Origin of the sequence: Paenibacillus lautus NBRC 15380, from assembly GCF_004000945.1 — a bacterium.
GTDB classification, from domain to species: Bacteria; Bacillota; Bacilli; order Paenibacillales; family Paenibacillaceae; genus Paenibacillus_AQ; species Paenibacillus_AQ lautus.
This window is the reverse complement of record NZ_BIMF01000017.1, coordinates 50,965-73,507: the sequence shown is the minus strand read 5'-3', so window position 1 is coordinate 73,507 and position 22,543 is coordinate 50,965. Positions and strand designations below refer to the sequence as shown.

20 protein-coding genes and 1 pseudogene are annotated in these 22,543 nt (G+C 51.4%); 16 read left to right on the top strand and 5 right to left on the bottom strand.

The features are described from left to right. Positions 1-76: 76 nt before the first annotated feature. The 3 genes and pseudogenes from PLA01S_RS24250 to PLA01S_RS24240 form a co-directional block, all read right to left on the bottom strand. Positions 77-1,174 (bottom strand): sensor histidine kinase, encoded by a 1,098-nt coding sequence (locus tag PLA01S_RS24250; RefSeq protein WP_127594382.1) that lies wholly within the window; start codon positions 1,172-1,174, stop codon positions 77-79. Then, positions 1,167-1,862 carry a response regulator transcription factor gene (locus tag PLA01S_RS24245; RefSeq protein ID WP_127594426.1) on the bottom strand — a complete coding sequence of 232 codons (696 nt, stop codon included), beginning with the start codon at positions 1,860-1,862 and terminating at the stop codon, positions 1,167-1,169. The genes PLA01S_RS24250 and PLA01S_RS24245 overlap by 8 nt, the downstream gene beginning before the upstream one ends. A 234-nt stretch (positions 1,863-2,096) precedes the next feature. Beyond that, a pseudogene (locus tag PLA01S_RS24240) lies at positions 2,097-2,993 on the bottom strand (D-alanyl-D-alanine carboxypeptidase family protein); the annotation flags it as partial. A 201-nt stretch (positions 2,994-3,194) separates the two neighbouring features. Here PLA01S_RS24240 and PLA01S_RS24235 point away from each other — a divergent pair. The 12 genes from PLA01S_RS24235 to PLA01S_RS24180 all read left to right on the top strand — a co-directional run bounded on the left by PLA01S_RS24235 (position 3,195) and on the right by PLA01S_RS24180 (position 15,893). After that, a complete protein-coding gene (locus tag PLA01S_RS24235; RefSeq protein ID WP_127594381.1) occupies positions 3,195-3,590 on the top strand; it encodes a Fur family transcriptional regulator in 396 nt (131 codons plus the stop codon). Then, on the top strand, positions 3,566-4,384 hold the full coding sequence (locus tag PLA01S_RS24230; protein ID WP_127594380.1) for a winged helix family transcriptional regulator: 819 nt from the start codon (positions 3,566-3,568) through the stop codon (positions 4,382-4,384). Before PLA01S_RS24235 ends, PLA01S_RS24230 begins: the two co-directional genes overlap by 25 nt. A gap of 189 nt (positions 4,385-4,573) precedes the next feature. After that, positions 4,574-6,034 carry a catalase gene (locus PLA01S_RS24225; protein WP_127594379.1) on the top strand — a complete coding sequence of 487 codons (1,461 nt, stop codon included), beginning with the start codon at positions 4,574-4,576 and terminating at the stop codon, positions 6,032-6,034. 249 nt (positions 6,035-6,283) lie between these two features. Next, a complete protein-coding gene (locus PLA01S_RS24220) occupies positions 6,284-8,266 on the top strand; it encodes a methyl-accepting chemotaxis protein (protein WP_127594378.1) in 1,983 nt (660 codons plus the stop codon). A gap of 227 nt (positions 8,267-8,493) precedes the next feature. Next, positions 8,494-9,309 carry a uroporphyrinogen-III synthase gene (locus tag PLA01S_RS24215; RefSeq protein ID WP_127594377.1) on the top strand — a complete coding sequence of 272 codons (816 nt, stop codon included), beginning with the start codon at positions 8,494-8,496 and terminating at the stop codon, positions 9,307-9,309. Between the two features lie 110 nt (positions 9,310-9,419). Further along, positions 9,420-10,058, top strand: a complete 639-nt coding sequence (locus PLA01S_RS24210) for a ThuA domain-containing protein (protein WP_071218819.1) — start codon at positions 9,420-9,422, stop codon at positions 10,056-10,058. Positions 10,059-10,094: 36 nt separating this feature from the next. Continuing rightward, positions 10,095-10,793: a response regulator transcription factor gene (locus PLA01S_RS24205; RefSeq protein WP_127594376.1), complete on the top strand. Its 699-nt coding sequence runs from the start codon at positions 10,095-10,097 to the stop codon at positions 10,791-10,793. Continuing rightward, positions 10,790-12,142 (top strand): sensor histidine kinase, encoded by a 1,353-nt coding sequence (locus PLA01S_RS24200; protein WP_127594375.1) that lies wholly within the window; start codon positions 10,790-10,792, stop codon positions 12,140-12,142. Before PLA01S_RS24205 ends, PLA01S_RS24200 begins: the two co-directional genes overlap by 4 nt. Before the next feature lie 89 nt (positions 12,143-12,231). Then, complete coding sequence (locus PLA01S_RS24195) at positions 12,232-12,858, top strand: PepSY domain-containing protein (RefSeq protein WP_127594374.1); 627 nt, start codon at positions 12,232-12,234, stop codon at positions 12,856-12,858. Positions 12,859-12,979: 121 nt separating this feature from the next. Further along, the gene (locus PLA01S_RS24190; protein WP_127594425.1) at positions 12,980-13,630 is read left to right on the top strand and encodes a PepSY domain-containing protein; all 651 of its coding nucleotides are present in this window, start codon (positions 12,980-12,982) and stop codon (positions 13,628-13,630) included. Between the two features lie 274 nt (positions 13,631-13,904). After that, positions 13,905-14,222: a phasin family protein gene (locus PLA01S_RS24185; RefSeq protein ID WP_076323924.1), complete on the top strand. Its 318-nt coding sequence runs from the start codon at positions 13,905-13,907 to the stop codon at positions 14,220-14,222. After that, positions 14,223-15,893 carry an ABC1 kinase family protein gene (locus tag PLA01S_RS24180; protein ID WP_127594373.1) on the top strand — a complete coding sequence of 557 codons (1,671 nt, stop codon included), beginning with the start codon at positions 14,223-14,225 and terminating at the stop codon, positions 15,891-15,893. It begins immediately after the preceding gene. Here PLA01S_RS24180 and PLA01S_RS24175 read toward each other — a convergent pair. After that, a complete protein-coding gene (locus tag PLA01S_RS24175) occupies positions 15,890-16,459 on the bottom strand; it encodes a hypothetical protein (RefSeq protein ID WP_127594372.1) in 570 nt (189 codons plus the stop codon). The two genes, PLA01S_RS24180 and PLA01S_RS24175, sit on opposite strands and share 4 nt — an antisense overlap. 206 nt (positions 16,460-16,665) lie before the next feature. Here PLA01S_RS24175 and PLA01S_RS24170 point away from each other — a divergent pair, with 206 nt between their 5' ends. The 3 genes from PLA01S_RS24170 (at position 16,666) to PLA01S_RS24160 (ending at position 20,692) form a co-directional block, all read left to right on the top strand. Next, positions 16,666-18,294, top strand: coding sequence for a DEAD/DEAH box helicase (locus tag PLA01S_RS24170; protein WP_127594371.1), 1,629 nt, complete (start codon positions 16,666-16,668; stop codon positions 18,292-18,294). A gap of 95 nt (positions 18,295-18,389) precedes the next feature. After that, positions 18,390-18,740: a DUF3243 domain-containing protein gene (locus PLA01S_RS24165; protein WP_076323927.1), complete on the top strand. Its 351-nt coding sequence runs from the start codon at positions 18,390-18,392 to the stop codon at positions 18,738-18,740. A 698-nt stretch (positions 18,741-19,438) separates the two neighbouring features. Continuing rightward, the gene (locus PLA01S_RS24160) at positions 19,439-20,692 is read left to right on the top strand and encodes a PH domain-containing protein (RefSeq protein WP_127594370.1); all 1,254 of its coding nucleotides are present in this window, start codon (positions 19,439-19,441) and stop codon (positions 20,690-20,692) included. A gap of 24 nt (positions 20,693-20,716) precedes the next feature. Here PLA01S_RS24160 and PLA01S_RS24155 read toward each other — a convergent pair whose 3' ends face one another. Further along, positions 20,717-21,253: a hypothetical protein gene (locus tag PLA01S_RS24155; RefSeq protein ID WP_127594369.1), complete on the bottom strand. Its 537-nt coding sequence runs from the start codon at positions 21,251-21,253 to the stop codon at positions 20,717-20,719. Between the two features lie 287 nt (positions 21,254-21,540). On the opposite strand from PLA01S_RS24155, the gene PLA01S_RS24150 reads away from it, so the two are divergent. Continuing rightward, positions 21,541-22,020 carry a glutathione peroxidase gene (locus PLA01S_RS24150; protein ID WP_076323929.1) on the top strand — a complete coding sequence of 160 codons (480 nt, stop codon included), beginning with the start codon at positions 21,541-21,543 and terminating at the stop codon, positions 22,018-22,020. Positions 22,021-22,543 lie beyond the last annotated feature (523 nt).

Below are 22,543 nucleotides of genomic sequence, written 5' to 3'. Positions count from 1 at the left end.
CAAGGCGATGAAGACATTCACCCCCTATTTTATCGGAAAATGGAATTGTATGTCGAATATTAAATGTTTTATTTTGTTAATTTTCAGGAGCCTCTAAAGGTAGACGAACCTCGAACATCGTCAGCTCCGTAGTACTGGTTACTTGAATCGTGCCGTGATGGGCATCCACGATGGTTTTTACGATAGCCAGGCCAAGCCCGGAGCCCCCGGTTTGATCAGTGCGCGATTCATCCGCCCGGTAGAACCGCTCGAACAGATGGGGGATTGCATGCTGAGGGATCGGAGGACCGTAATTGATGACCTGTACGACGGCAAACTTCGGGTCCTGAGATACTTTCAAATCCACCCGCCCGGCCTCCCGTCCGTGCCGTACCGCATTGGACAGCAGATTCTCGAAGGTGCGCATCAGTTTATCCCCGTCCGAGGAGATCATGATTTTCTCCGTTTCAGGTGTGAAGACGACCTGTACTCCTTCCTGCTGCCCGGTTAGTGAAAAGTCTACGGCCAACTGTGCGAGCAGCTCCACCAAATTAATGTCAACCCGGTTCATCGGGGAGTACCCCATCCGTGTGTATTCAAACAAATCGTTCACGAGTCCGCCCAGGCGCAGCGACTTATCGTACGCGATATCGGTATAATACCGGAGCTCGACCTCATCCTTGTAATGGTCTTCATTGACCAGCCGCAAGTACCCGATGATGGAGGTGAGGGGGGTGCGCAGATCATGCGATACGTTGCTGATAAGCTCGTTCTTGGACTGGACGGCCATGCGTTCCTCTGCCAGCGATAGCTTGAGCTGCTTGGCCATTTGATTGATTTGCGTTGCCATCTGGCCCAGTTCGTCATTGGAGCTAACAATAATCTCTTGATCCAATTCGCCCTTCGCCAAACGCTTTGTACCCTCCATTAACTGATTGATTTGATGAATGGTGCCTTGACTCAGGAGGAGCACCATACAGATAAACAGCACGATGCCGATGATCGTCGGGATGATGGGGAAACCGAAGAAATCCTCCAAAGTACGATCAACTCTGAAAAGGGTGTTTACCCAGGGTTCCTTCCAGTACTCCCGGCCGATCAATCGGAAGATCTGCTGCGCGATGAATAGTATGGCCAAGGTCAGGGCTCCGCTGGCAAAGAATAGTGTAATGATCTTCCACTGCAGCTTACGCATGGATTTTGTACCCGACGCCCCATACCGTTTGAATGAGCTTATAACCCAGCTCCTTCTCGAGCTTGTCCCGCAGGTTGCTGATGTGAACCATGACCGTATTATTGGATACGTAATATTTCTCCTTCCAGACCTGCTGGAAGATATCCTCGGCGCTAAAGATTCTCCCCGGCTGGCGGGCAAGCAAATACAGAATCTCGAATTCTCTCGCCGTCAGAGAGATTGCTTTGCCATTGGCCGTTACTTCATGCGTTGTCCGGTTTATGTCGAGCCCATCAATCTCGATCCGCTCGCTGTCCTCCCGATGCAGTTCGGCATTGTACAGAGTGGAGCGCCGCAGCAGTGTTTTGACACGAGTCGTCAGCTCCAGCGGATTGAACGGTTTAATCATGTAATCATCCGCGCCGGTCATCAGCCCCAGTATTTTATCCATGTCCTCACTCTTGGCGCTCAGCATCAGGATGGGTATGGACGAGGTTTCCCGGATTCTGCGGCAGGTGTCAATCCCGTTCAGCTTAGGCATCATGACATCCAGGATCACGAGATCCACCGCCCCGTTATTGGTGGTCATGGCCAGCAGTGCTTCCTCCCCGTCATGGGCTTGCATCACGCGGTAACCCTCATTCTCCAGATAGATGGAGATCAGCCCGGAAATTTCTTTATCATCATCAACGATTAATATACTTCTCATAAAATATCCTCCAGTAAATCCGCCCATTGGAAATGATGATTCCTTACGAACAGTGTACCCTAAATTGACCCCATAAAGTGCAGCTTGGCCTTCAAAAATCGTGAGTTCTTCTATGACGATTATTAAAAAAAGGCCGGATATGAGATTCGAAAGAATACCTTGACGTTCGAATCCGTAATCCATCAGCTTCCGGGTCTCCGTAAACCGCTGATCGGCATTCCCGGTTCCCATCACGACGGAAATCAGCCGGTTTCCGCCACGCGACGCAGTCCCGGTAAAACAATAACCGGCGGAGCGGGTGTATCCGGTCTTAAATCCGTCATTACCTTCGTAAGAATGCGGTTCGCCAGGCAGCATGAGATTGGTGGTATGCAGGGAAAGCTTCTTCTGCGGAACAGGCAAATCGCGCTGGCTGGTTACCTCGAGCAGATCCGGATGTATGTTGACCAGCCATCTGGCCAGCATGGCCGAATCCCTGGCCGTCATGACGGTATCGCCGTCGGAGGCCGCTTCGGCAAAGGGAACGAGGTCAGCGGCAGGCAAACCGGATGCATTGGCGAATACGGTGCGGTCCGAAAGGCCGATTTCCTTCGCCCGTTCATTCATGGTCTCCGCGAACCGGGCCTCCGACCCGCTGAGATGCTCCGCAATAGCTACGGCCGCATCATTGGCTGAATGAATAATGAGTGCTTCGAACAGCTGCTTCAGTGTGTAACGTTCGCCTTCATGCATGCCGATGCCTGAACCGGGCACCTCTGCCGCATAGCGGCTTACCGGTACGTTCTCTTCCCAAGCATGCTGTCCGGATTGGACGGCGTCCAGCACCAGCAGCTCTGTCATCATTTTGGACATGCTCGCGGGAGGTAAGGGGAGATCGGCATGCATCGCATAGAGTACACGGCCGGTATCCGCATGAATCAGGATGGCCGAACTGGCTTTGATGGGAGGCGGAATAAATATCCTCGCGATGAACACAACCAACAGAATGACGACAAACAGTAGTAGGAGCAGACTTAAACGTGCGCGTCCCTTGCGGCGCTTGATTCGTTTGTTTCGAATCGTGCCGGTTTGCTGCCGGGGTCGTTCAGGGGATGACGTTGCTTGACGGGGATGCTTGGCTATGGATTCCATGGCGCTCGATCGCCTCCTTTGGCGGACTATACGATTCATCGTGTATGTATGTTCTAATTCTAACCATACAAGCTAAAGGAATTTTTAATTGAATCTAAAGAAATCTTAAAGATTACCAGCAGCGATTTCGGCACGGGATGTTGACCTTGGAGAGAATAAGATTTATACTTGATCTAAAAATAAATTAAAAGGGTGAATACCTTGAAATCTTTAAATCTGACGACACAACGCCAAGCGGTGTACGATGTCCTTCGGGAATCGCATGATCATCCGACTGCAGCGGATATCATGAACCGGCTGGTGGAGAAAGGATATAACTTGGCGTACGGGACGGTTTATAATTCCCTGCGTTATTTGACGGATAAGCAGCTGATTCGAGAATTGAAGCTGGGCGAGAGCGCGAGTCGGTACGATGCCCGTACTGACGAGCATCAACATATTATTTGTGAAGTATGCGGTAAAGTGGACGAGGTCATGACGGAGGTGCCAGAGGATTGGGCTGCTACGGTAGCCAGTGAAACCAACTACGTTATCCATCATGCTCACGTCGTATTCGGGGGGGTGTGTCCAGAATGTCAAATCAAACGGAAGAAATGACGGAACTGGGAAAGGTCTATGCGTTTCCGGATTTCCAATCCGGCAATCTTTATGTTCGTCCGGAGCCGCCGATGGCAATCGGGGATGCTTGTCCCACAACGCTGCGGGCTGCATTGATCAGCCGCTCCCCGGGACGGGTGAACGAAATGTTCATGACCTTGACGGAGAACTGCTTCGAGGTCATGATGTTCCGTAAATGGGAACCGCGTCTGCAGTCGGCCCTAAACACGGGACTGATTATCGCCGATATGACGGGCTGCCGGAACATGGCGGCATTCAACAAGGAGAAGGAGCTGCTGCTTCCTGAACATTCCTCGATTCCGATCTTGTACCTGGTTGGCGAGGAGCTCATGAGCAAAGCGGGCTCCAGCCTGTTGAACGAAGAGCTTATGGTATGGCCGGCCCGTTCCAAAGATACGATGATGTATCAGGTGCAGCGAACCATTCGATTATTCTCTCCGGCTGCCGGATTGTCGGGTGGAGAAGAGGTCATGCGAGGCCTCGTCTATAAAGACCTATCCATTGATCGGGATAAAATGACCATCCACCGGGGCAGCACTCCTATCCATTTGACCAAGACAGAGTATCATTTGCTGATGCTCCTGCTGGACAGCGAAGGAGCCGTATGCACGCGTGAGGATCTGATGTGCAAAATTTGGGATACGGATTTTATGGGCGGCAGCAATGTGGTTGACGTCCATATCAAAAGCTTGCGTAAAAAGCTGAGCGACAACGCGGGAGCCCCGCGATATATTGCAACGGTTAGAGGAGTGGGATACCGCCTGGCGGACTAATCCCCCTCCTTTTTTTTGTCCATTCTCGTACCCATAAATGGATTCATCCGAACTTCATATAACGATCATAGAAGGGTCATATAACACTCATGCGACAATCATGATCCAATGGATTCTCCAATGATACAATCAATTCATAAATTTAGATTCAGTCTAAAATCAATTATAGAAATGATGGAGGGTTCATATATGGATAGAATGACAACCAATCAAGGGGCTCCAGTCGGAGATAACCAAAACTCCAAAACGGCAGGGCGCCGCGGACCGACGCTGCTTGAGGATTATCATCTGATCGAAAAAATCGCCCATTTCGACCGTGAACGGATTCCGGAGCGCGTCGTTCATGCCCGCGGGGCAGGTGCACACGGCACATTTGTTGTGGAGAATGACATGAAGCCTTATACGAAAGCGGCCTTTCTGCAGGAAATCGGTCAGGAAACTCCTGTGTTCATTCGCTTCTCCACGGTTATTCATGGAACGGGGTCACCCGAAACGGCACGCGACCCGCGCGGTTTTGCCGTGAAGTTCTATACGGAGGAGGGCAACTATGACATTGTAGGGAACCATATTCCGGTCTTCTTTATTCGGGACGCAATCAAATTCCCCGATATGGTGCATTCCTTGAAACCTTCGCCGGAGACCAACATCCAGGAGCCCGGCAGGTACTGGGACTTCATGACGCTGTCCCCGGAATCCACGCATATGATGACCTGGGTGTTCTCCGATCATGGCACACCAGCAAACTATCGGGAGTTGGATGGCTTCAGTGTACACGCCTTCAAGTGGGTGAATAGCGAAGGCAAAGTGACCTACATTAAATACAAGTGGGAATCCGCACAAGGCGTGAATACGCTGAATGCAGACGAAGTGGTCGAAGTCCAGGGCAAGGACTTCAATCACGCCACCCGTGATCTTCGTGAGCACATCGCAAACGGGAATTTCCCGAAATGGCGCCTGCAGGTGCAGCTGATGTCCCCGGAGGAGATGGATGGATTATCCTTTGATCCGCTGGATCCTACAAAGACCTGGCCGGAGGATCGCTTCCCGTTCGTGACGGTCGGCACAATGACCTTGAATCGCAACCCGCAGAACTTCTTTGCAGAGGTTGAGCAGGCCGCTTTCTCCCCAAGTGCATTGGTACCAGGCATCGAGCCGTCTGAGGATAAATTGCTGCAAGGCCGGCTATTCTCTTACCCGGATACGCAGCGTCATCGACTGGGAGCCAATTATTTGCAGATCCCGATCAACTGCCCGTATGCTCCTGTGCGCAATCATCAGCGCGATGGCTTGATGAACGTGAATCAAGATCCGTCGCCGGTGAACTATGAGCCGAACAGCTATACAACAGGCCCTGTGGAGGACCCGTCTGTAAGTGAAAGCGAAGCACCGCTCATAGGGCGTGTCGTCCGCCAGCGTATCGAGAAAACGGATGATTTCACCCAAGCTGGGGAATTGTACCGTTCGTTTACGGAGCAAGAGAAGGATCATCTGATCCGCAATCTGGTTGACGACCTGAGCCAGGTCAAATCCGATATTCAGCTCCGTGCCGTATGCAATTTCTACCGTGCCGACGCCGAATATGGCGCAAGACTCGCTGCCGGGCTTGGTGTAGACCTGAGTGGGTTCATACCTTCCAATCAGTCGAAATAACGTAATCAGAACTTATAAGAGCCAGCCATCTTTGTTTCCGCTGTGCAGGGTGGATGGCCTTTATATAGACGGTGATCTCTGATCGCCGCCAAGAGGGGTGCCTTTTTAACAAGGGCGCCCCTCTTTTTATGGAATTAATTACCTATACACACTACATAATGAATGGTTCAAGAGATGCCGATAAGTTGAAGGGAGTATTTTTATAGAAGACAGGCGAGAGTCACTGCAGTTTAGAAAGGAAAGAAACCCATGAAGAAAAAAAGAGCTAATCGTATTAGAAGAAACCTGATCCTCACATTTCTCCTCGTGCTTCTTGTGCCCAGCTGCGCCATCGGTATTATCACCTATCGTGACGCCAAGGGAACTGTCGAGGATGAAATTCTGCGCAGTGCATCGCAGAGCGTCGATACGGCGAATGAGATCATTAATCACACGCTGCAATCCAAGTTCGATGACCTGAATTATTTAAGTACAACGATGAAGTCCACGGAAATTAACAAGGAACTTGAAGGGCAAGCGGGTTCAACTATTAATGCACTGAAGCAGTACTTGGGACTACATCCGGATACAGTGGACGTATTTATCGGTACAGACCAGGGCGGAATTATCAAGACATCGGGGGATAAGCTGCCGGCGGACTATGATCCTAGACAAACTGGGTGGTACCAGGACGCAATGAATGCATCGGGCCAACCGATTATTACAGCCCCCTATGCTTCGAACGCAGGCTCACTGATTGTTGTAACGATAGCTCAGATGCTGCCTGACGGCAAAGGCGTCGTGGGCATTGATCTTAACCTCCATAGCATCCGGAGCCTGGTCGAAGTGCAGGTAGGTAAAGAAGGCTATACGATGGTGCTGGATCAAAATCACAAATATCTGTTTCACCCCGATTATGATGCGGGGACGGACGCGTTGGCTGAAGAAACCTGGATCTCCAAGCTGTATGAGCAGCCGACCGGTCATTTTGACTATGTTCATAACGGTATCGAGAAACAATTGGATTACATTACGAATGAACGAACCGGCTGGAAAATTGCCGGGACCATGTATGTTAAGGAAGTCGACGACTCTGTTAGTGGCATCCGCCATACGCTGATTGTGGTCATGAGCGTTTCGCTGCTAGCCGCCTTAATCCTGGTGACTTGGAATGTAAGCTCTGTGATCAAACCGATTCGCCGGATGCGCCAAGCGACCGAAGTCATTAGCGGGGGGGATCTGACGCTTCGTTTGAATGGCTTCAAGCGTGATGAGATTGGAGAGTTGGCCGATCACTTTCAGCAGATGGTGGATAGTCTCAGGGACATGGTTCACGGGGTCAAGTCCATGACGGAGAATGTTTCCGCATCTTCCGAGCAATTGTCCGCAAGCGCCTTGCAAAATACAAGCGCTGTCGAGCATGTCACGTCTTCCATTCAGGAGGTTGCCGCCGGCAGCGAACGCCAGTTGAACGCTGCGGAGGAGATTCTGAAGCGCATCCTTCAGGTATCCCGGCATGCGGACGACATTGCGGATGTATTGGAGAAGGTTACAGCGGCCATGAACCAGACGGAGGAATTGGCCCTGGAAGGGAACAAGACGGTGATTACCGCAGCAGCGACGATGCAGGATATTGATCATGCGATGAACGATCTGAATGGGGTTATCCATCAGCTGTCTGAGCGGACTGAGGAGATCGGCGGTATCGCCTCGGCCATTACCGACATTGCTAAGGAGACGAGTCTATTGTCGCTGAATGCCTCTATCGAAGCTGCGAGAGCCGGGGAGCAGGGGAAAGGATTTGCGGTTGTAGCCGCGGAAATCCGTAAGCTTGCCCAAAGGTCGGAAAGCTCGGCAGATTATATATCGGGGCTGATTACAGGGATACTGGCAGAAGTGGAACGAACCATGGAGGTGACGGAAGCCGCCAGGCAGAAGGTGTCGGACGGCGTTGATGCAGCGGACCTGACCGGACGCTCCTTCTCCCGTATCAAAAAGGCCGTGAATACGGTGTCCGACCAGGTAAGATCCACTTCGAAGGCGGCTAAGGAATTGGCTCAAGATACGTCTTCCACGAAAAAGTCCGTTGAGGAGATCCGCGTGGTGTCGGAGCAAACGTCAAGCCAGACCCAGACGATATCGGCAGCCTCTCAGGAACAGCTTGCCTCCATGGAAGAGGTGAGCGCGTCTGCTGCAGATTTAAGCCGGTTAGCCGAAGAACTGCAAGAGATGGTGACACGCTTTAAGATTTAATAGATTCAATGGCGTGTAGTATGCCCTGAATATTTCATGTTGAAGCAGTGAAGGAACATATATTCCTTTGCTGCTTTTCTGTTTGTGGCAGGAAAGAGGGGCTTTTTGAAGAATAAGACCAAAGTGGCTTTATCTATAGGAGCAGGGCCTTTATACTGGAGTCAACTGCTAGAAGCTGTAAGATTAACCGATGAACAAGCTAGAAATGATGAGAGTGGGGCATATAAATGGCACAGCATATGAAAGATCGGATCGTCGCTTTGGCTGGTCCGCGCAAGGCGGCAGACATGGCCAAGCTGGTGGAGAAGATGGGAGGCACCGCGCTGCTTCGTCCGGCCCAGGGAACCGTATTTTTGGATGATGAAGTACTGCGCCGCTCGATCGAAGCTTGGCTCAAAGCGCCTGCGCCGTGGGCGATATTTACGACGGGAATCGGCCTGGAGGCCATTTACGATACGGCCGAACAGATGGGCCTTTTGGATACATTGAATGAAACGCTGCAGAGCACCTCGATTGCGGCAAGAGGGTACAAAACGGCAAATGCACTGAAAAAACGCGGGCTGGCACCGGTCGTCAGAGATGATGACGGCAGTACGTCGGGGCTGATCCGGTCTTTGGAACCGCATGACTTGTCGGGCAAACGTGTCATTCTTCAGCTGCATGGCGAGTCTGCTCCTAAGCTGGTGGAGTGGCTGGAGAGTCGCGGGGCGGTAGTAGAGCAGATTCTGCCGTATAAGCATATTCCGCCGCTGGAGGAGGATGTTTCGCAACTCGTTGAGGAAATTGTTGGCGGCAAGGTTGACGCGGTTGCTTTTACAAGCGCGCCCCAGTTTCGTTTCCTTGCGGATTATGCACGTGCCCATGGCAAGCTGGAGGCTGTGCTTGAGGCGTTCCGCGGGCCTGTCCTGGCAGCGGCTGTCGGCAAGGTTACGGCTCAGGGGCTTCGCGAGGAAGGCATTGAACGCATGGTGGTTCCCGAGGAAGAGCGAATGGGCAGCATGATGGTGGCGCTTGGCCGCTACTTTGCTCAAAATCAAGAATAATGTCATGATATAACGTAATGAAGTTGGGGAGATTTCATTCCATGCCAGCTTCTTCATGCATGTTCCTAAGGATCATGTGAAATATTGAGTAGTAAATAGGAGGATGACCGATGGATAAGAGAAAAGCATTGCTGCTTGGCAGCTACACCCACCCGAAGTTTCATCCGCTGCAAGGCATTGATAAACAAGTGACACACCTGCTGAACGACATGTTCACCGTGCAATGCACGGAAAATCATAAAATGCTGCATGAAAGCAATCTCTACCCTTACGAACTCTGCATCGCCTACAGCGACCTATGGGACGAGCGAGTCTCGCCACGGCAGACCGCAGGTCTGCTGTCCTATGTAAGCGGAGGCGGCGGCTTGCTCGTGATCCATAACGGCGTTACGCTGGCCAATCGTTATGAGCTGGCGCAGCTGATCGGTGCCCGTTTTGACGGACACCCGCCCATGGAGAAGCTGTATTTCGTTCCGGGGGAGACCGATCACGATATTACGGAAGGCGTGGAGCCTTTTGTGCTGGATGAGGAGCCTTACCGGTTCATATTCAGTCCGTTTACGGAAAAAACGGTGCTGCTGCATTATGAATACGAAGGTAAGCAGTGGCCTGCCGCCTGGTGCCATACGTATGGCATCGGACGCGTGGTTTTCTTGATGCCGGGCCACCATGAGCCGTCCTTTCTCCAGCCTCAGCTGCGTTTGATGATTACGCAAGCGGCCAAGTGGGCTGCGCGAGTTCCGGGTTAACAAGCCATTTCGAAATGAGCGGTAGGAGGGACGCGCGTGAGCGGGAAGATACTAATTGTTGAGGATGAAGCGAAAATATCCCGTTTGCTTGAAATCGAGCTGGAGAGTGAAGGCTATCAGGTCACCAAGGCGGATAACGGGCTGGATGCGCTCGAGGCATACCGCAGTCAGGACGTGGATTTAATTCTGCTGGATGTCATGCTCCCCGGTTTGAGCGGGATTGAGCTGCTGCGGCGGATCCGTGCCCATGATTCCCATACAGCCGTGCTGCTGCTGACAGCCAAGAGTTCCGTTGAGGATAAAGTATCGGGGCTTGATCTTGGAGCCAATGATTATATAACGAAGCCGTTTCAGATCGAAGAGCTGCTGGCACGGATTCGTGCTGCGCTGCGGCTCCAGGGTAAGCAGGATCCGGAAGAGCCGGCGGCAGGAGAATGGCTTACGGCAGCGGATTTGAAATTGAACGAAGGTACGCGGGAAGTCATTCGCGATGGCAGAAGGATCGATCTGACGCCTCGTGAATTTGATTTGCTTGTCTATTTGCTGAAGAATAAACGGCAGGTGTTGAACCGCGAGCAGATTCTCGCTGCCGTATGGGGATACGATTATTACGGCGATACCAACGTCGTCGATGTATATATACGTTACGTCCGCAAGAAAATCGATCATGACAGCACATCGGAGCTCATTCACACCGTCCGCGGTGTCGGCTACGTGCTGAAAGAGACCCCATGAAGCTGAGCAGTAAAATCCACCTCTATTCGTCGGTGCTGATGGCGGCCATTCTGATTGTCATGAACTTATCCGTATACTATGTGTTTAGCAAAATGACGGTGGACAGCCAGCTGGAGCAAGCGGAAGCCGAGGCGGGAAGCATTGTCAAAAGTATCGCGCATTCTGCTGCGACCATTCCCATTGACGATCTGCTGCGAAGTTATGTCCCGGCTGACGGAAAGATTCAATTTGTCCCGGCTGACAGCAAGGCTAAGTCCCCTTACGTGACCTCCTCCGGTGAGGATATGGATGAGCTTAAGCTTCCTTATAACACCAATAAGCAGGTAGAGCAGATCCTATATGAAGGAATGCGTTATGTGCTTGTTTCACTGCCGGTCATTTGGAGCGACGGGGCTGTATACAACATCCAAATTTCCCGCAGTCTTGCCGCCACGATGGAGACGCTGCAGGTGCTGCGAATCGTGCTGGTCGCCGTAACCGCAATCGCTTTGGTTCCGGTCATCATTTCGACGCGGATATTGGGGCGTTTAATTGTGCAGCCGATTACGGCTTTAATCCGTACAATGCGGGAGATTCGACAGAGCGGACGATTCCGGCGAATCGAGCTGAAGGAAAAATCCAAGGATGAGCTGGTAGAGATGGGGGCTGCGTTCAACGACATGATTACGCTGCTGGAGAGCAATCATGCGAGGCAGGAGCAATTCGTGTCCAATGCTTCCCATGAGTTAAAGACACCGCTCACCATCATCGAGAGTTACGCAAGTCTGTTAAAGCGGCGAGGTCTGGACCGGCCGGAGCTGTTCATGGAGTCCGTCGAAGCGATCCATTCGGAAGCGATCCGGATGAAGGAAATGACGGAGCAGCTGCTGCTGCTTGCACGCGATCAGGATCAATGGCAGGTCGAGCTGGAGCAGGTGGATCTCGTGGCATTATCGGAGTCTTCCGCACGCGCATTTCGCGATGCTTATAACCGCACGGTAGAGGTGGAAGCCGATGGCGGGGTTCTCGGCTGGACGGACAGCCGCAGGCTCAAGCAGCTTTTGTTCATTCTGCTGGATAATGCGCGCAAATACAGTGACGAACATATCGTCATCCAGGTAGGCAGGAAGCCATCGGAGGTTTATATTCGGGTCATCGACCGCGGAATCGGCATTGCCAAAGATGAGCTGGAGCACGTCTTCGACCGTTTTTACCGGGTGGATGAGGCTCGTACCCGCCGGGGAGGGGGCGCTGGCCTTGGTTTGTCCTTGGCGAAGGATATCGCAGAGGCCATCTCTGCTGTTCTGGAGCTGGACAGCCTGCCCGGCGTGGGCACAACGGCCACCATTCGGCTCAAAGAATCGAAATAAACTGCAGCAGCCTACTGTTTTCTCATCGAATTCTAACCATGCTGCGCTATACTGACGGTAAAGACAGAATGTGTTTGCGAGGTGATTCAATGCGTAAGAAAGTGAGTGTGCTGCTGGGTGTCATCATCGTGGTCGCCGTTATGATCATCGTGAATGCGGTATGGAGTCCGTTTAACCGTTCGACGGAGGCGATGTCGCAGGAGGAAGCCGTTAGTGGAGTATTGAAACAATATCCGGATGGTGAGATTACAAAGGCAACGCTGGAAGGCGAGATGTACCGGATGGAGCTGCAATCGGATTCCGGGAGGTATGAAATGACGGTAGATGCCCGTCAAGGCGATATCGTGTCCATCAAACCGCTGGACAAAGCGCCAGTGAAGCCAGAGCCGGAGCCGGGCGACACCAAGCAGCCGACTGACGATCCGAGCACGCCTCCCACGAAGCCCAATGTGAATGGCGAGAAGGGAACAACGGATGGCGAAAACGGAACGACGGAACCGCCTGCAACGATGATTACCAAAGAGTATGCGATCAAGCTTTCTTTAGAGAAGGTACCGGGAACGGTAGAAGACGTGGAATATCGCGAGAGTAAGAGCAGCCGTTACTACCTGGTGGAGATTGAGCGGGAAGACGGCCGTGAAGCGACCATTCAAGTCCATGCGATTACCGGTAAGATCATGACGGTGACTTGGGATGATGAGGATGATGATGAATAGATTAGAGGCCTATTCGCGTTTTCTCATCGTTTTCTAATCTTTCTCTCCGAAAGCTCTCATGTTGAGACGGTATATTGGTTTTGTAGAGATCACACAGAGAGTTTTGAGGAGGCGTAAGATGATGAACAAAAGAACATTGTGGGCAGGCGCACTGTCCGTAGCTATCGCGGCGAGTGGAGTATACGGCTATAACGCCGTACAGGCGGCAGGCTCAGGACAGACAACTGCAGCAGGAACTCAGGCGGCGGCGAAGCAACAGCAGCAGCTCATTGGAATGGAAAAAGCCGAACAATTGGCTCTGGCTGCTGCCAGCGGTAAAGTGGAGAGCATGGACATCGACCGGAAAAAGGGCAAGCTGGTCTACGATGTTGAGATTCAGCAGAGCAACCGGGATGTCGATGTATGGATTGATGCCTACACAGGCAAATCCCTTGGCGTAAGAGTAGACCGGGATGATGACGATGATGACCGTGACAATCTTCCAGGCAATCTGATCGGTGCCAGCAAGGCATCCGCTATCGCTGTTAAACACGCTAAGGGCGGTACGGCTGTGGAAGTGGATCTGGACCAAGATGACGGCAGATGGGTGTATGACGTCGAAGTGAAGACAGCAAACGGATCATCTGACGTAGAAGTCCATGCGATCAGCGGTAAAGTGATCAAGGCAGAGTATGAGAAATACGACGACCATGATGACGATGATGATGACGATGATGACCATCAAGATTGGGATCATGATGATCAAGACGATCATGATGGGGATGACGACTAAGCCATTCTTCATCTGCATGGCATAGCATCATAAGCGAACAGGCGGATCACTTTCTCCCCCGCCTGTTCGCTTTTTACATTGTATTTTACATAACAAGCATGGCTGGAATGCAATTTCTTGTTATCCGATTCCGGAATGCCCTCATATTTCATGTGAAATCAGGGGAAATTGATAAGGGAGCTTCTCTATACTTATGAAAGCAAGTCCAAGGATAGATGTTTTTACCAGCGTTAAAGGTTATAATGGAACCAGACAACGACCGGGAGGGATATATATGAGTGATCTTTTTAAGAAAGCCATCTCGTTAGGATTGGGCCTTACCGTGGTCAGCAAGGAAAAAGTAGAGAAAATCGTGGATGATCTGGTTAAACGCGGGGAGCTTGCTCCTGCGGAATCCAAAGCGCTGGTAAACCGTCTCGTCGAACGCGGCGAAGAGGAGCAATCCCAGATCAAGACATATATTTATGAGCAGGTGCAGCGCGTGTTGTCCGATCTGGATGTTCCCAAAGAGAGTGATGTCGCCAGCCTGGAACAGCGCATTGCTACTCTGGAGAAGAAGGTTGTAGAACTGGAAGGATCGCGGCAGGAATAGATGGCGGTCCGAATTCGACATGCCGGACGTTACCGGGAAATCGCCATGGCGCTCATGCGTCATGGCTTTGGCTATATGGTGGAGGAGATGGGACTGTTCCATGTTCTGTCACTGCCTGTCCGCTGGAGTTCCAGGGAACAGCCGGAGACGATTACGCTCGGGGAACGCATTCGGCGAGTGCTTGAGGATCTTGGCCCCGCCTTTGTGAAGCTTGGACAGTTGGCGAGTACAAGATCGGATCTGCTGCCAGACCACATTATCCAGGAATTGGTGAAGCTGCAGGAGCGGGTGCCTCCTTTTTCTTCCACGAGTGCACGGGAGCTGATTGAGCAAGAGTGGGGTATGCCGATCGATGAAGTGTTGAGTGAGTTTGAAGATAAACCTTTGGCCGCCGCTTCGATTGGGCAGGTCCATGCCGGGAAGCTCAAGTCCGGAGAGCATGTAGCGATCAAGGTTCAGCGGCCTGGGGTAGCCCGAATGATCGGTCGTGACTTGGAGATATTGCGGGATTTAATCTCGATTGCTGAGCGTCACTGGGACTGGGTGAAGCAGTACCGTGTGGACCGGATCGTTGACGAATTTGCCAGAGCGATGATGGCGGAGCTGGATTACAGCCATGAAGCCCGAAACGCAGAGAAGATTGCCTCTCAGATGCCGGAGCATGAATTTATCCGCGTTCCGCTGATTTATTGGGAGTACACGTCATCCAAAGTGCTGATGATGGAGTATGTCGATGGCCTCACCTTAAGCCGGAGGCAGGAGATCGTGGACAAGGGACATGATCTGAAGGCGATCGCCGAGCATTTGATCGATGGGATGCTGCAGCAGATCTTTATTGAGGGATTCTTTCATGCCGACCCTCATCCGGGGAATTTGCTTGTCAGGGAGGACGGCACGCTGGTCTTTCTGGATTTCGGGCTGGTGGGTCACCTCAGCGAAGATATGAAGGATCATCTGTCCGGACTCATTATTGCATTGATGCGGCGGAATTCGGAAGGGATGATCCGGGCGATTTCCAGAATGGGATTGATCCCGGACGATTGTGATATGGATTCGCTGCGGTCGGATATGGACCGTCTGCGGGGAGAGTATTATGACGTGCCGTTCGCTCAAGTGCGCATCGGCAAGGCATTGACCGATCTGTTTGCCGTTGCCCAGCGGCACCGGATTATGCTGCCGCCGGATATGACGCTGCTAGGCAAATCATTGCTGACCCTGGAAGGGGTCATCGAGATGCTGGACCCGACTCTGAGCATTATCGATATGGCGGAGCCTTTTGGACGAAAGCTTCTGAAGAAGCGGTATAATACACGCCGGATCAGCCGGAAGGTGCTGGATGGGGTAACAGGGCTTGCCGAGAGTTTGCTTGATCTGCCCGGACAAGCCAGGCAGCTGTCGGCTCTGATCAGCAAAGGGAAACTGCGGGTGGAGATCAGCGTTCCAGAACTGCAAACGCTGATGCGCAAGATGGATCAGATCAGTAACCGGCTGTCCTTCAGCATCGTGCTTCTGGCTTTCAGCATCATCATGGTGGGACTGATTATCGGTTCGTCGCTCAGCCGGGAGCCGATGATGATATGGAGCTTCCCGGTGATTGAAGTCGGATTCATCGTAGCCCTGCTCATGGTTGCATGGCTGCTGTATGCCATTTTCAAATCCGGCAGGTTCTAGCCGGTAGACTCAGCTCTTGCCCGCTTGCGCTGCTGTACCCAGGTCTGGACTCCGATGAGGATCCATTCTATGAGGTGAAAGAATACGGCAATGAGAAGCGCTTGCTTCCAGCCGCCGACAAGAATGCCGGGCACAATCAGAGACGCTACGTACAGCAGAACCGTGTCGGTTACAACGGTAACCGCCTGTTTGATATAGATGGAGGTATCCTTGCGAAGCAGCAGCCTTAGCAGGGTGATAACCAAGGGATGAATGATACCTTCGAAGATCAGGAGCCCAATCAGGAGCGTGAGCGAGAAACCGAGCCATACGCCTTGAACGTCGTAAGCCAGGATTTCACCTGATCCTGATGGATCGGACATGGGAAACCACCTTGCATATAACATCGCAAAGAGCTCTAACGGTATAATGATAAAGGCCGACAACAGCGGGATAAGCCACAGCTTCTTCCGGAAGGGGACGATAGGCTCCCCGTCGCGTCTTGAAATATAATTCATCATCAGATTGATAAGGCCGAACAGGATCATCAGGATTAGTGCTGACAGGATGATCTGTATGGTATGCATATCGGGGACACCTCCTTCGCTGGTGCAAACTGGATATCTATATCATTGACATTACCAAAGTCAGGGACTTTTGTCAGTTGAAAAGAAATACAACGAAAACGTTCGTTCTTCTTAGAACGAATTCGAATGACATTTTGTCGGACTTATTATGTAAGTTTGTTTGTTTGTTTGTTTGTTTGCTATATCCAATCGATTTGACGCAACAGATGCTAAATAATTTAAATGAGGTGGAACGTTTGCCGAACTTTCAACAACTGGGCATTGACGAACAAAGAGTACGGAAACTGAAGGAGCAGGGGATTGCCGTGCCGACTCCGGTACAACAAGAGAGTATCCCGCTTCTGTTGCAAGGAAAGGACGTAATCGCCCGGGCGAAGACCGGCACAGGCAAGACGCTGGCTTTCATGCTGCCGATTCTGCAGCATATCGATCCCAAGCGGGCGTATCCGCAGGCGCTCATTATTGCGCCGACGCGGGAATTGGCGTTGCAGATTACGGAAGAAGCCAAGAAGCTGACAGCCGGAGAGCCGGACGGGATCAAAATCCTGGCGGTCTATGGAGGTCAGGACGTGGAGAAACAGCTGCGAAAGCTCGAAGGCGGACGGCATTTGATCATCGGTACACCGGGCCGATTGCTGGATCATTTACGCCGGGGCACGCTTGAGCTGGGCGGCGTGAAGCAGTTGGTGCTGGATGAAGCCGACCAGATGCTGCACATGGGATTTCTGGATGAGGTCGAAGCACTGATCCACGCGCTTCCGTATCGGCGCCAGACGATGCTCTTCTCGGCCACGATGCCTGCCGGTGTGAAGCAGCTTGCCGGCAATTATATGAATGAACCTGTCGATATCGTCATAAAAGGGGCTTCCCCGATCCCGCTGGAGCAGATCCAGCAGGTTGTGGTCGAGTGTACGGACCGCTCCAAGCAGGATGCCCTGCGGGCGATGATCGAGGAGCATAACCCTTTTCTCGCGATTATCTTCTGCCGGACGAAGCGCAGAGCAACTACTCTGAATGAGGCGCTGCTGGCCTATGGGTATCAATCGGACGAGCTGCACGGGGACCTGTCCCAGGCGAAACGGGAAGCGGTAATGAAGCGATTCCGGGAAGCTAAGCTGCAGCTGCTGGTGGCAACGGACGTTGCCGCGAGAGGGCTTGACGTCGAGGGCGTGACCCATGTCTTTAACTACGATATGCCTCACGACGTTGAAAGTTACATCCATCGTATCGGACGGACCGGACGGGCCGGGGGGAACGGGATGGCTATCACGTTCGCTGCCGGTAAGGATCTTAACGATCTACAGCGCATCGAGGAAGGAATCTCCCTGCGCTTGAAGCGCATGCGCTATGATTCCAGTGCTGGAAGCCTTCGGGAAAGCACGGGCAGCTCAGGCAGGGATACGGGTAGACCGGGAAAAGCAAGAAACATCTCTTCGCTTGAAGCCGATCAAGAACGCGGCCAAGGCAGAAGTCGGGCAGAGCGCGGTACGGGTTCCGGACGGAGCCGCGGCAGCGAGCAGAGTAGAGGAAGATCCGGATCGTCACGCAGGGATGAGCGTGGATCCGGACGAGCAGGAGGCCGTGACGGCCGTGCAGGCGAGGGACGCGGACCATCGTTGGCTGGAGGTCGCAGCGGCAGTCGTGACGGCGGGCGTGCAGGCGAAGGTCGTGAACAATCACAGGCCGGAACACGCGGCAGCAGCAGCCGTGGACCGTCCAGAACCGAGGGTCGGGGGAATCACGGCGGTCGCGGTGGACAAGGCGGTACCCGATCTTCCGAAGGCCGCGGTGCGAGGGGCCAGAGTGGTGGCCGGCGCGGTGGCCGCAACCGCTAAGAGTCAGAGGGGAACTTTAGGAAGCATCTGTTTCAATCCGAAAGATCCCGTTTAAGTAGAGATCGTTACCCAGTCAATGATAAGGAGGCGTTACCATGTCTGAACATAATCATGTAGTGAACAAGAACGGTGAGCTGGATGTGAGTAAGGTCAGTGACGCAATGGACCGGATTGATGATGGGGAGAAGGAGAGAATCCTGGCCGATTTTGATGCCTTCCAATCCTATTTGAACAAGCGAATTCAGCTTGCCGAGAGCATTGGGTTGAATGAAGAGCAGCTGGCGCAGGCAGCAGAGAAGGTAGCTGGCTATTTGGCTGCAAACGAGGAGCCCCGCAATTCCGAAGAGAAGCTTCTGCAGGAGTTATGGAAGGTCGGAACCCAAGCGGAGCAGCATCAGCTGGCTCATCTGCTTGTGAAGCTGGCTCAGAAACGTACGGCTCCATAAGGCAAAGCGTGAGATGGAAATCCTTCCCGGCCGACCTGCCGCGGAAGGATTTTTGAGTTCAAGAGTAGTAATTAACATACTTATAAGGATGTAGGGATGTAGGGATGTAGGGATGTAGGGATGTAGGGATGGATATGAATTTTATACATAATATACATGCAATCTAGACCGGCTTGTGCGCCCCCGCCTTCGGTATCTAGGTGCAATGAAATGGTATCTAGGTGCAATGAAATGGTATCTAGGTGCAATGAAATGGTATCTGGGTGCAATGAAATGGTATGACGATGACCAGAACCCCGCCGAACGCCGAGGCTAAAGGACATCAGATACGTTATTTTCCTGTTATGAGGTCCAATTATCGTTCTAACGGACACCACAGCCGTTATGTAGCCTGGAAACAGCTGAAATACCGTCTTTTCAGAAGAATAACGGATCTCCTGTCCGTTCGTTTCGCTCAAAACCCCATTTTCTAAGAAATAAGGTCTCCTGAGTCCGTTAGACTTAACGCGGGACGCTGCTCCATCGCTGGGCTGGACTTACATTACCGCTCTTCTGTCGCACTGCCGGACGCACGCTCTACCGTTGGCCTAACATACTTTTTGGTACATCGTTCGAACTGCTCCATACACGATCTCCAATGTCTTCATTTCATGTAAGCTTTAGAAACAACGAAAAAATAGGAGGAGGGAGTTGCCTGAATGTCTCTGGTGATTCATGAGCAGAGAAAGCCCAAAATGCAGCCTTTTTATTGGGTGATAACATTTGAAATGCACGTGCTGGGAATACTGCTTGGCCTGGCGCTGACACTGGGTCCCTTGATGTTGCTGTACCTCTGGACCAATGTCTGGACCTGGATGAGTCTGGCTGCTATACCCGCCGGTATCTTCATGATGATTCGTCTGTCTAGAAGCCTGAAAGGGCATATCTGGAACAATACGCATCTGGACGAGTATTTGTTATACGAAGATCATATTGAATACGAGAGATGGGACCCGGAAACGAAAGACTCCCTGAAGGGGAGCCTTAGGATCGGTGACATCAAGGAAATATACTATGGGCGATATATTTTTCAATTCAGTTATGCATATAAGAAGAGTAAAATGACCGAATCCGTGCCTATGGCGGAGTTAATGCCCATTATGTACCTCGTCGCTGGAGAAGGGCAGATGGAACGGGCGGTTGCCATTCCATTCACGGATCCGATGGAGGCGAATCGTTGGTTGGAGGTTATCGGCAGAAGGGACATTCCCCTATACCTGACGTCCATCATCATTCAAGATCTGAGCGATGAATCGGTTGCGTCTTTGCTTGGCGAGGACGAGGATTTGGAGCGTGCCGAATTTGACGGCAATATGGAGCGGCAGTTCCGGCCATACCTGGACCGTCTGGTACAGGAGAATGAGGAGGAAGACCGGGAATTGACGGAGGAGGAGCTTAATCAGCTGGAATATGAGATGAAGCTCCTCGAATACGAAGAGGTGCTGCAAAAGAGAAGATCGGCCTTACGTGGAACCGGTTTGCTTGCTTGGCTGATTTTCCCGATTCAGTTCGCCATCGGTTTTTGGCTGACGCGTCAGGCAGAGCTGGGTAACGCGGATCCCGAACAGCCGTTATTCCCAATTCTGCTTGTTGCATTCTCGGCGATCCTGTTCTTCTTCCTGGTGAAATGGATGCGCTGGCTCCAGATCATCATGTTCTCGTTGGTTACCTTTATATCGTTTATGTTTTTGGACTTTTCCGAGATCGAAACGGATCCCTCGTACCAAATGTCCAGCATGCTCCTTGCTATAGCCATGCTGTCACTACCTGTGGTCGGTCTTTTCTATCTGGGCATCCGCTATGTGCGTAAAGGTCGGGATGCGAAGAACCTGCCCCCGATGCCGGGGCCGTATCAGCCTCTTTCTGATAACGATAAGGTGGGGATCCAGCCCGGAGACCATCTGTCAACTTAATACGGGACGAAGAAAACGCACCCTTCACATTTGGGGGTGCGTTTCGTATCGGTACCTGTAGGTTTCCATAGGCTGGCTGGTAAAGGTGCTGTCGAGCTTCTTCTTCTCGCCGGAGGCAAGGGTTACGTTCTTATACATCTCGGTGAAGACTTCCTCATCGTTCTTATCGTACACGAAAAGGGTGATATGACCATGAAATGTTTGGCTCTCATGGTAGTTGCCGGCATAGATCACAATTTCGGCGTCATCCTCGTTTTTATAGGCTCCGGCATGGACAACGATGTAATCTTCAAAGCTATGCAGCTCGGAACCCGCCTTCTTATCCTCATAATTCTGATCCAAATCGGTCAGCATCGTTTCTTCTTTATAAAGGGATTCCTGGGTGATAAGGCCAATGGGGATCGTCAGTATAAAATAGAAGGCCAGCGTCGATAGCCCGGTGCTGCGAAGCACGGTCTTTCGGTCATACCCCCCTTTGATCAAGCCGATGAAGGCAATCAGTGCCAGCACAATGACAATGAGATGCCATGGGGATATAAACATTTCGGGATACAGTTTCATTTCTTTTCCTCACTTATGTTGTTGAAATAAGAACCATTCAATATTTTTTCAAACCTTAATCATTACCCTGCTTACTTGTTGATTAAACAGCTGTTATTAGCCTATGTATCTCTTGTTTGAAGAGGTTATGCATTCATCATAATGGATTTGCGGGCGGCGGGGTAGAGGCGTTGGAACCGAAATTTGGTTTAGGGACATTTATTCGGTATGATGGAAGGAGATTGGCTAGGCTGTAGAGCTTGGAAAGCAATGCATCCAATAATATAGACCGGGGAGGAGATTCGAAGATGTCAGTTTACGAATACCATGCAACAAATACCAAGGGACAGGAAGTCTCGCTCGATCAGTATTCCGGTAAGGTTCTGATTATTGCAAATACGGCAAGCCAGTGCGGACTTACGCCGCAGTATGGAGAGCTTCAGCAGCTGTATGACCAATACAGCCAGCAAGGGCTGCAGGTTCTTGGCTTCCCGTGCAATCAGTTTGGCGGACAGGAGCCGGGTACGAGTGAGGAGGCCGAATCGTTCTGTCAGTTGAATTATGGCGTGAATTTCCCAATCTTTGCGAAGATTGACGTGAACGGAGAAGAAACGCATCCGTTATTTCAATATTTGAAATCCGAGCAGCCAGGACCGAATGAAGGCGGAGAGATCGCTTGGAATTTCACAAAGTTTCTGGTAGACCGCGAGGGCAAGGTGGTTCAGCGGTTCGAACCGCGAGATACACCGGAATCGATGAAGAGTGCCATTGAATCCCTGCTTGGTTAGTGGCAGGAAGTAACGATTACATAACAGGGCTGTTTTCTTTGGGGGGATTTCCCTCTGAGGAGAACAGTCCTGTTTTTCTTGGACACCACTTCGGTTAACCGGATTAATTGACAGTATCTTAGAAAACACTGAGCGTAAGTATCATTCCGTTAGAATCAGCCTAAGCAAGATCCTTCAAGGCAGCACGTAATAAGATAGGGATGATCGCTTGAATTTACTTCATAAGGCCGGACACATATAGCTTACCCTGATACCGAACCTGTATTCTTCGTTTAACCTAGGGCATTGGCGCGAGATCATCATACTGTTTAGGTCAACATCTTTTATCATCTTAACTATGTGAAATTATGAACAATATGTGAATATCGCAATTACCTATTGAACTGTGAAATTTATCACATTATAATAAGAGTATGAAGTGAAAACATTCACAAGCAATATTACCCGTCACCACATTCATGCTCAACAAGCGTTACCAAGCATGAATCCAGGCAAAAGAGCTCATCTTAATCAAATATAAAGC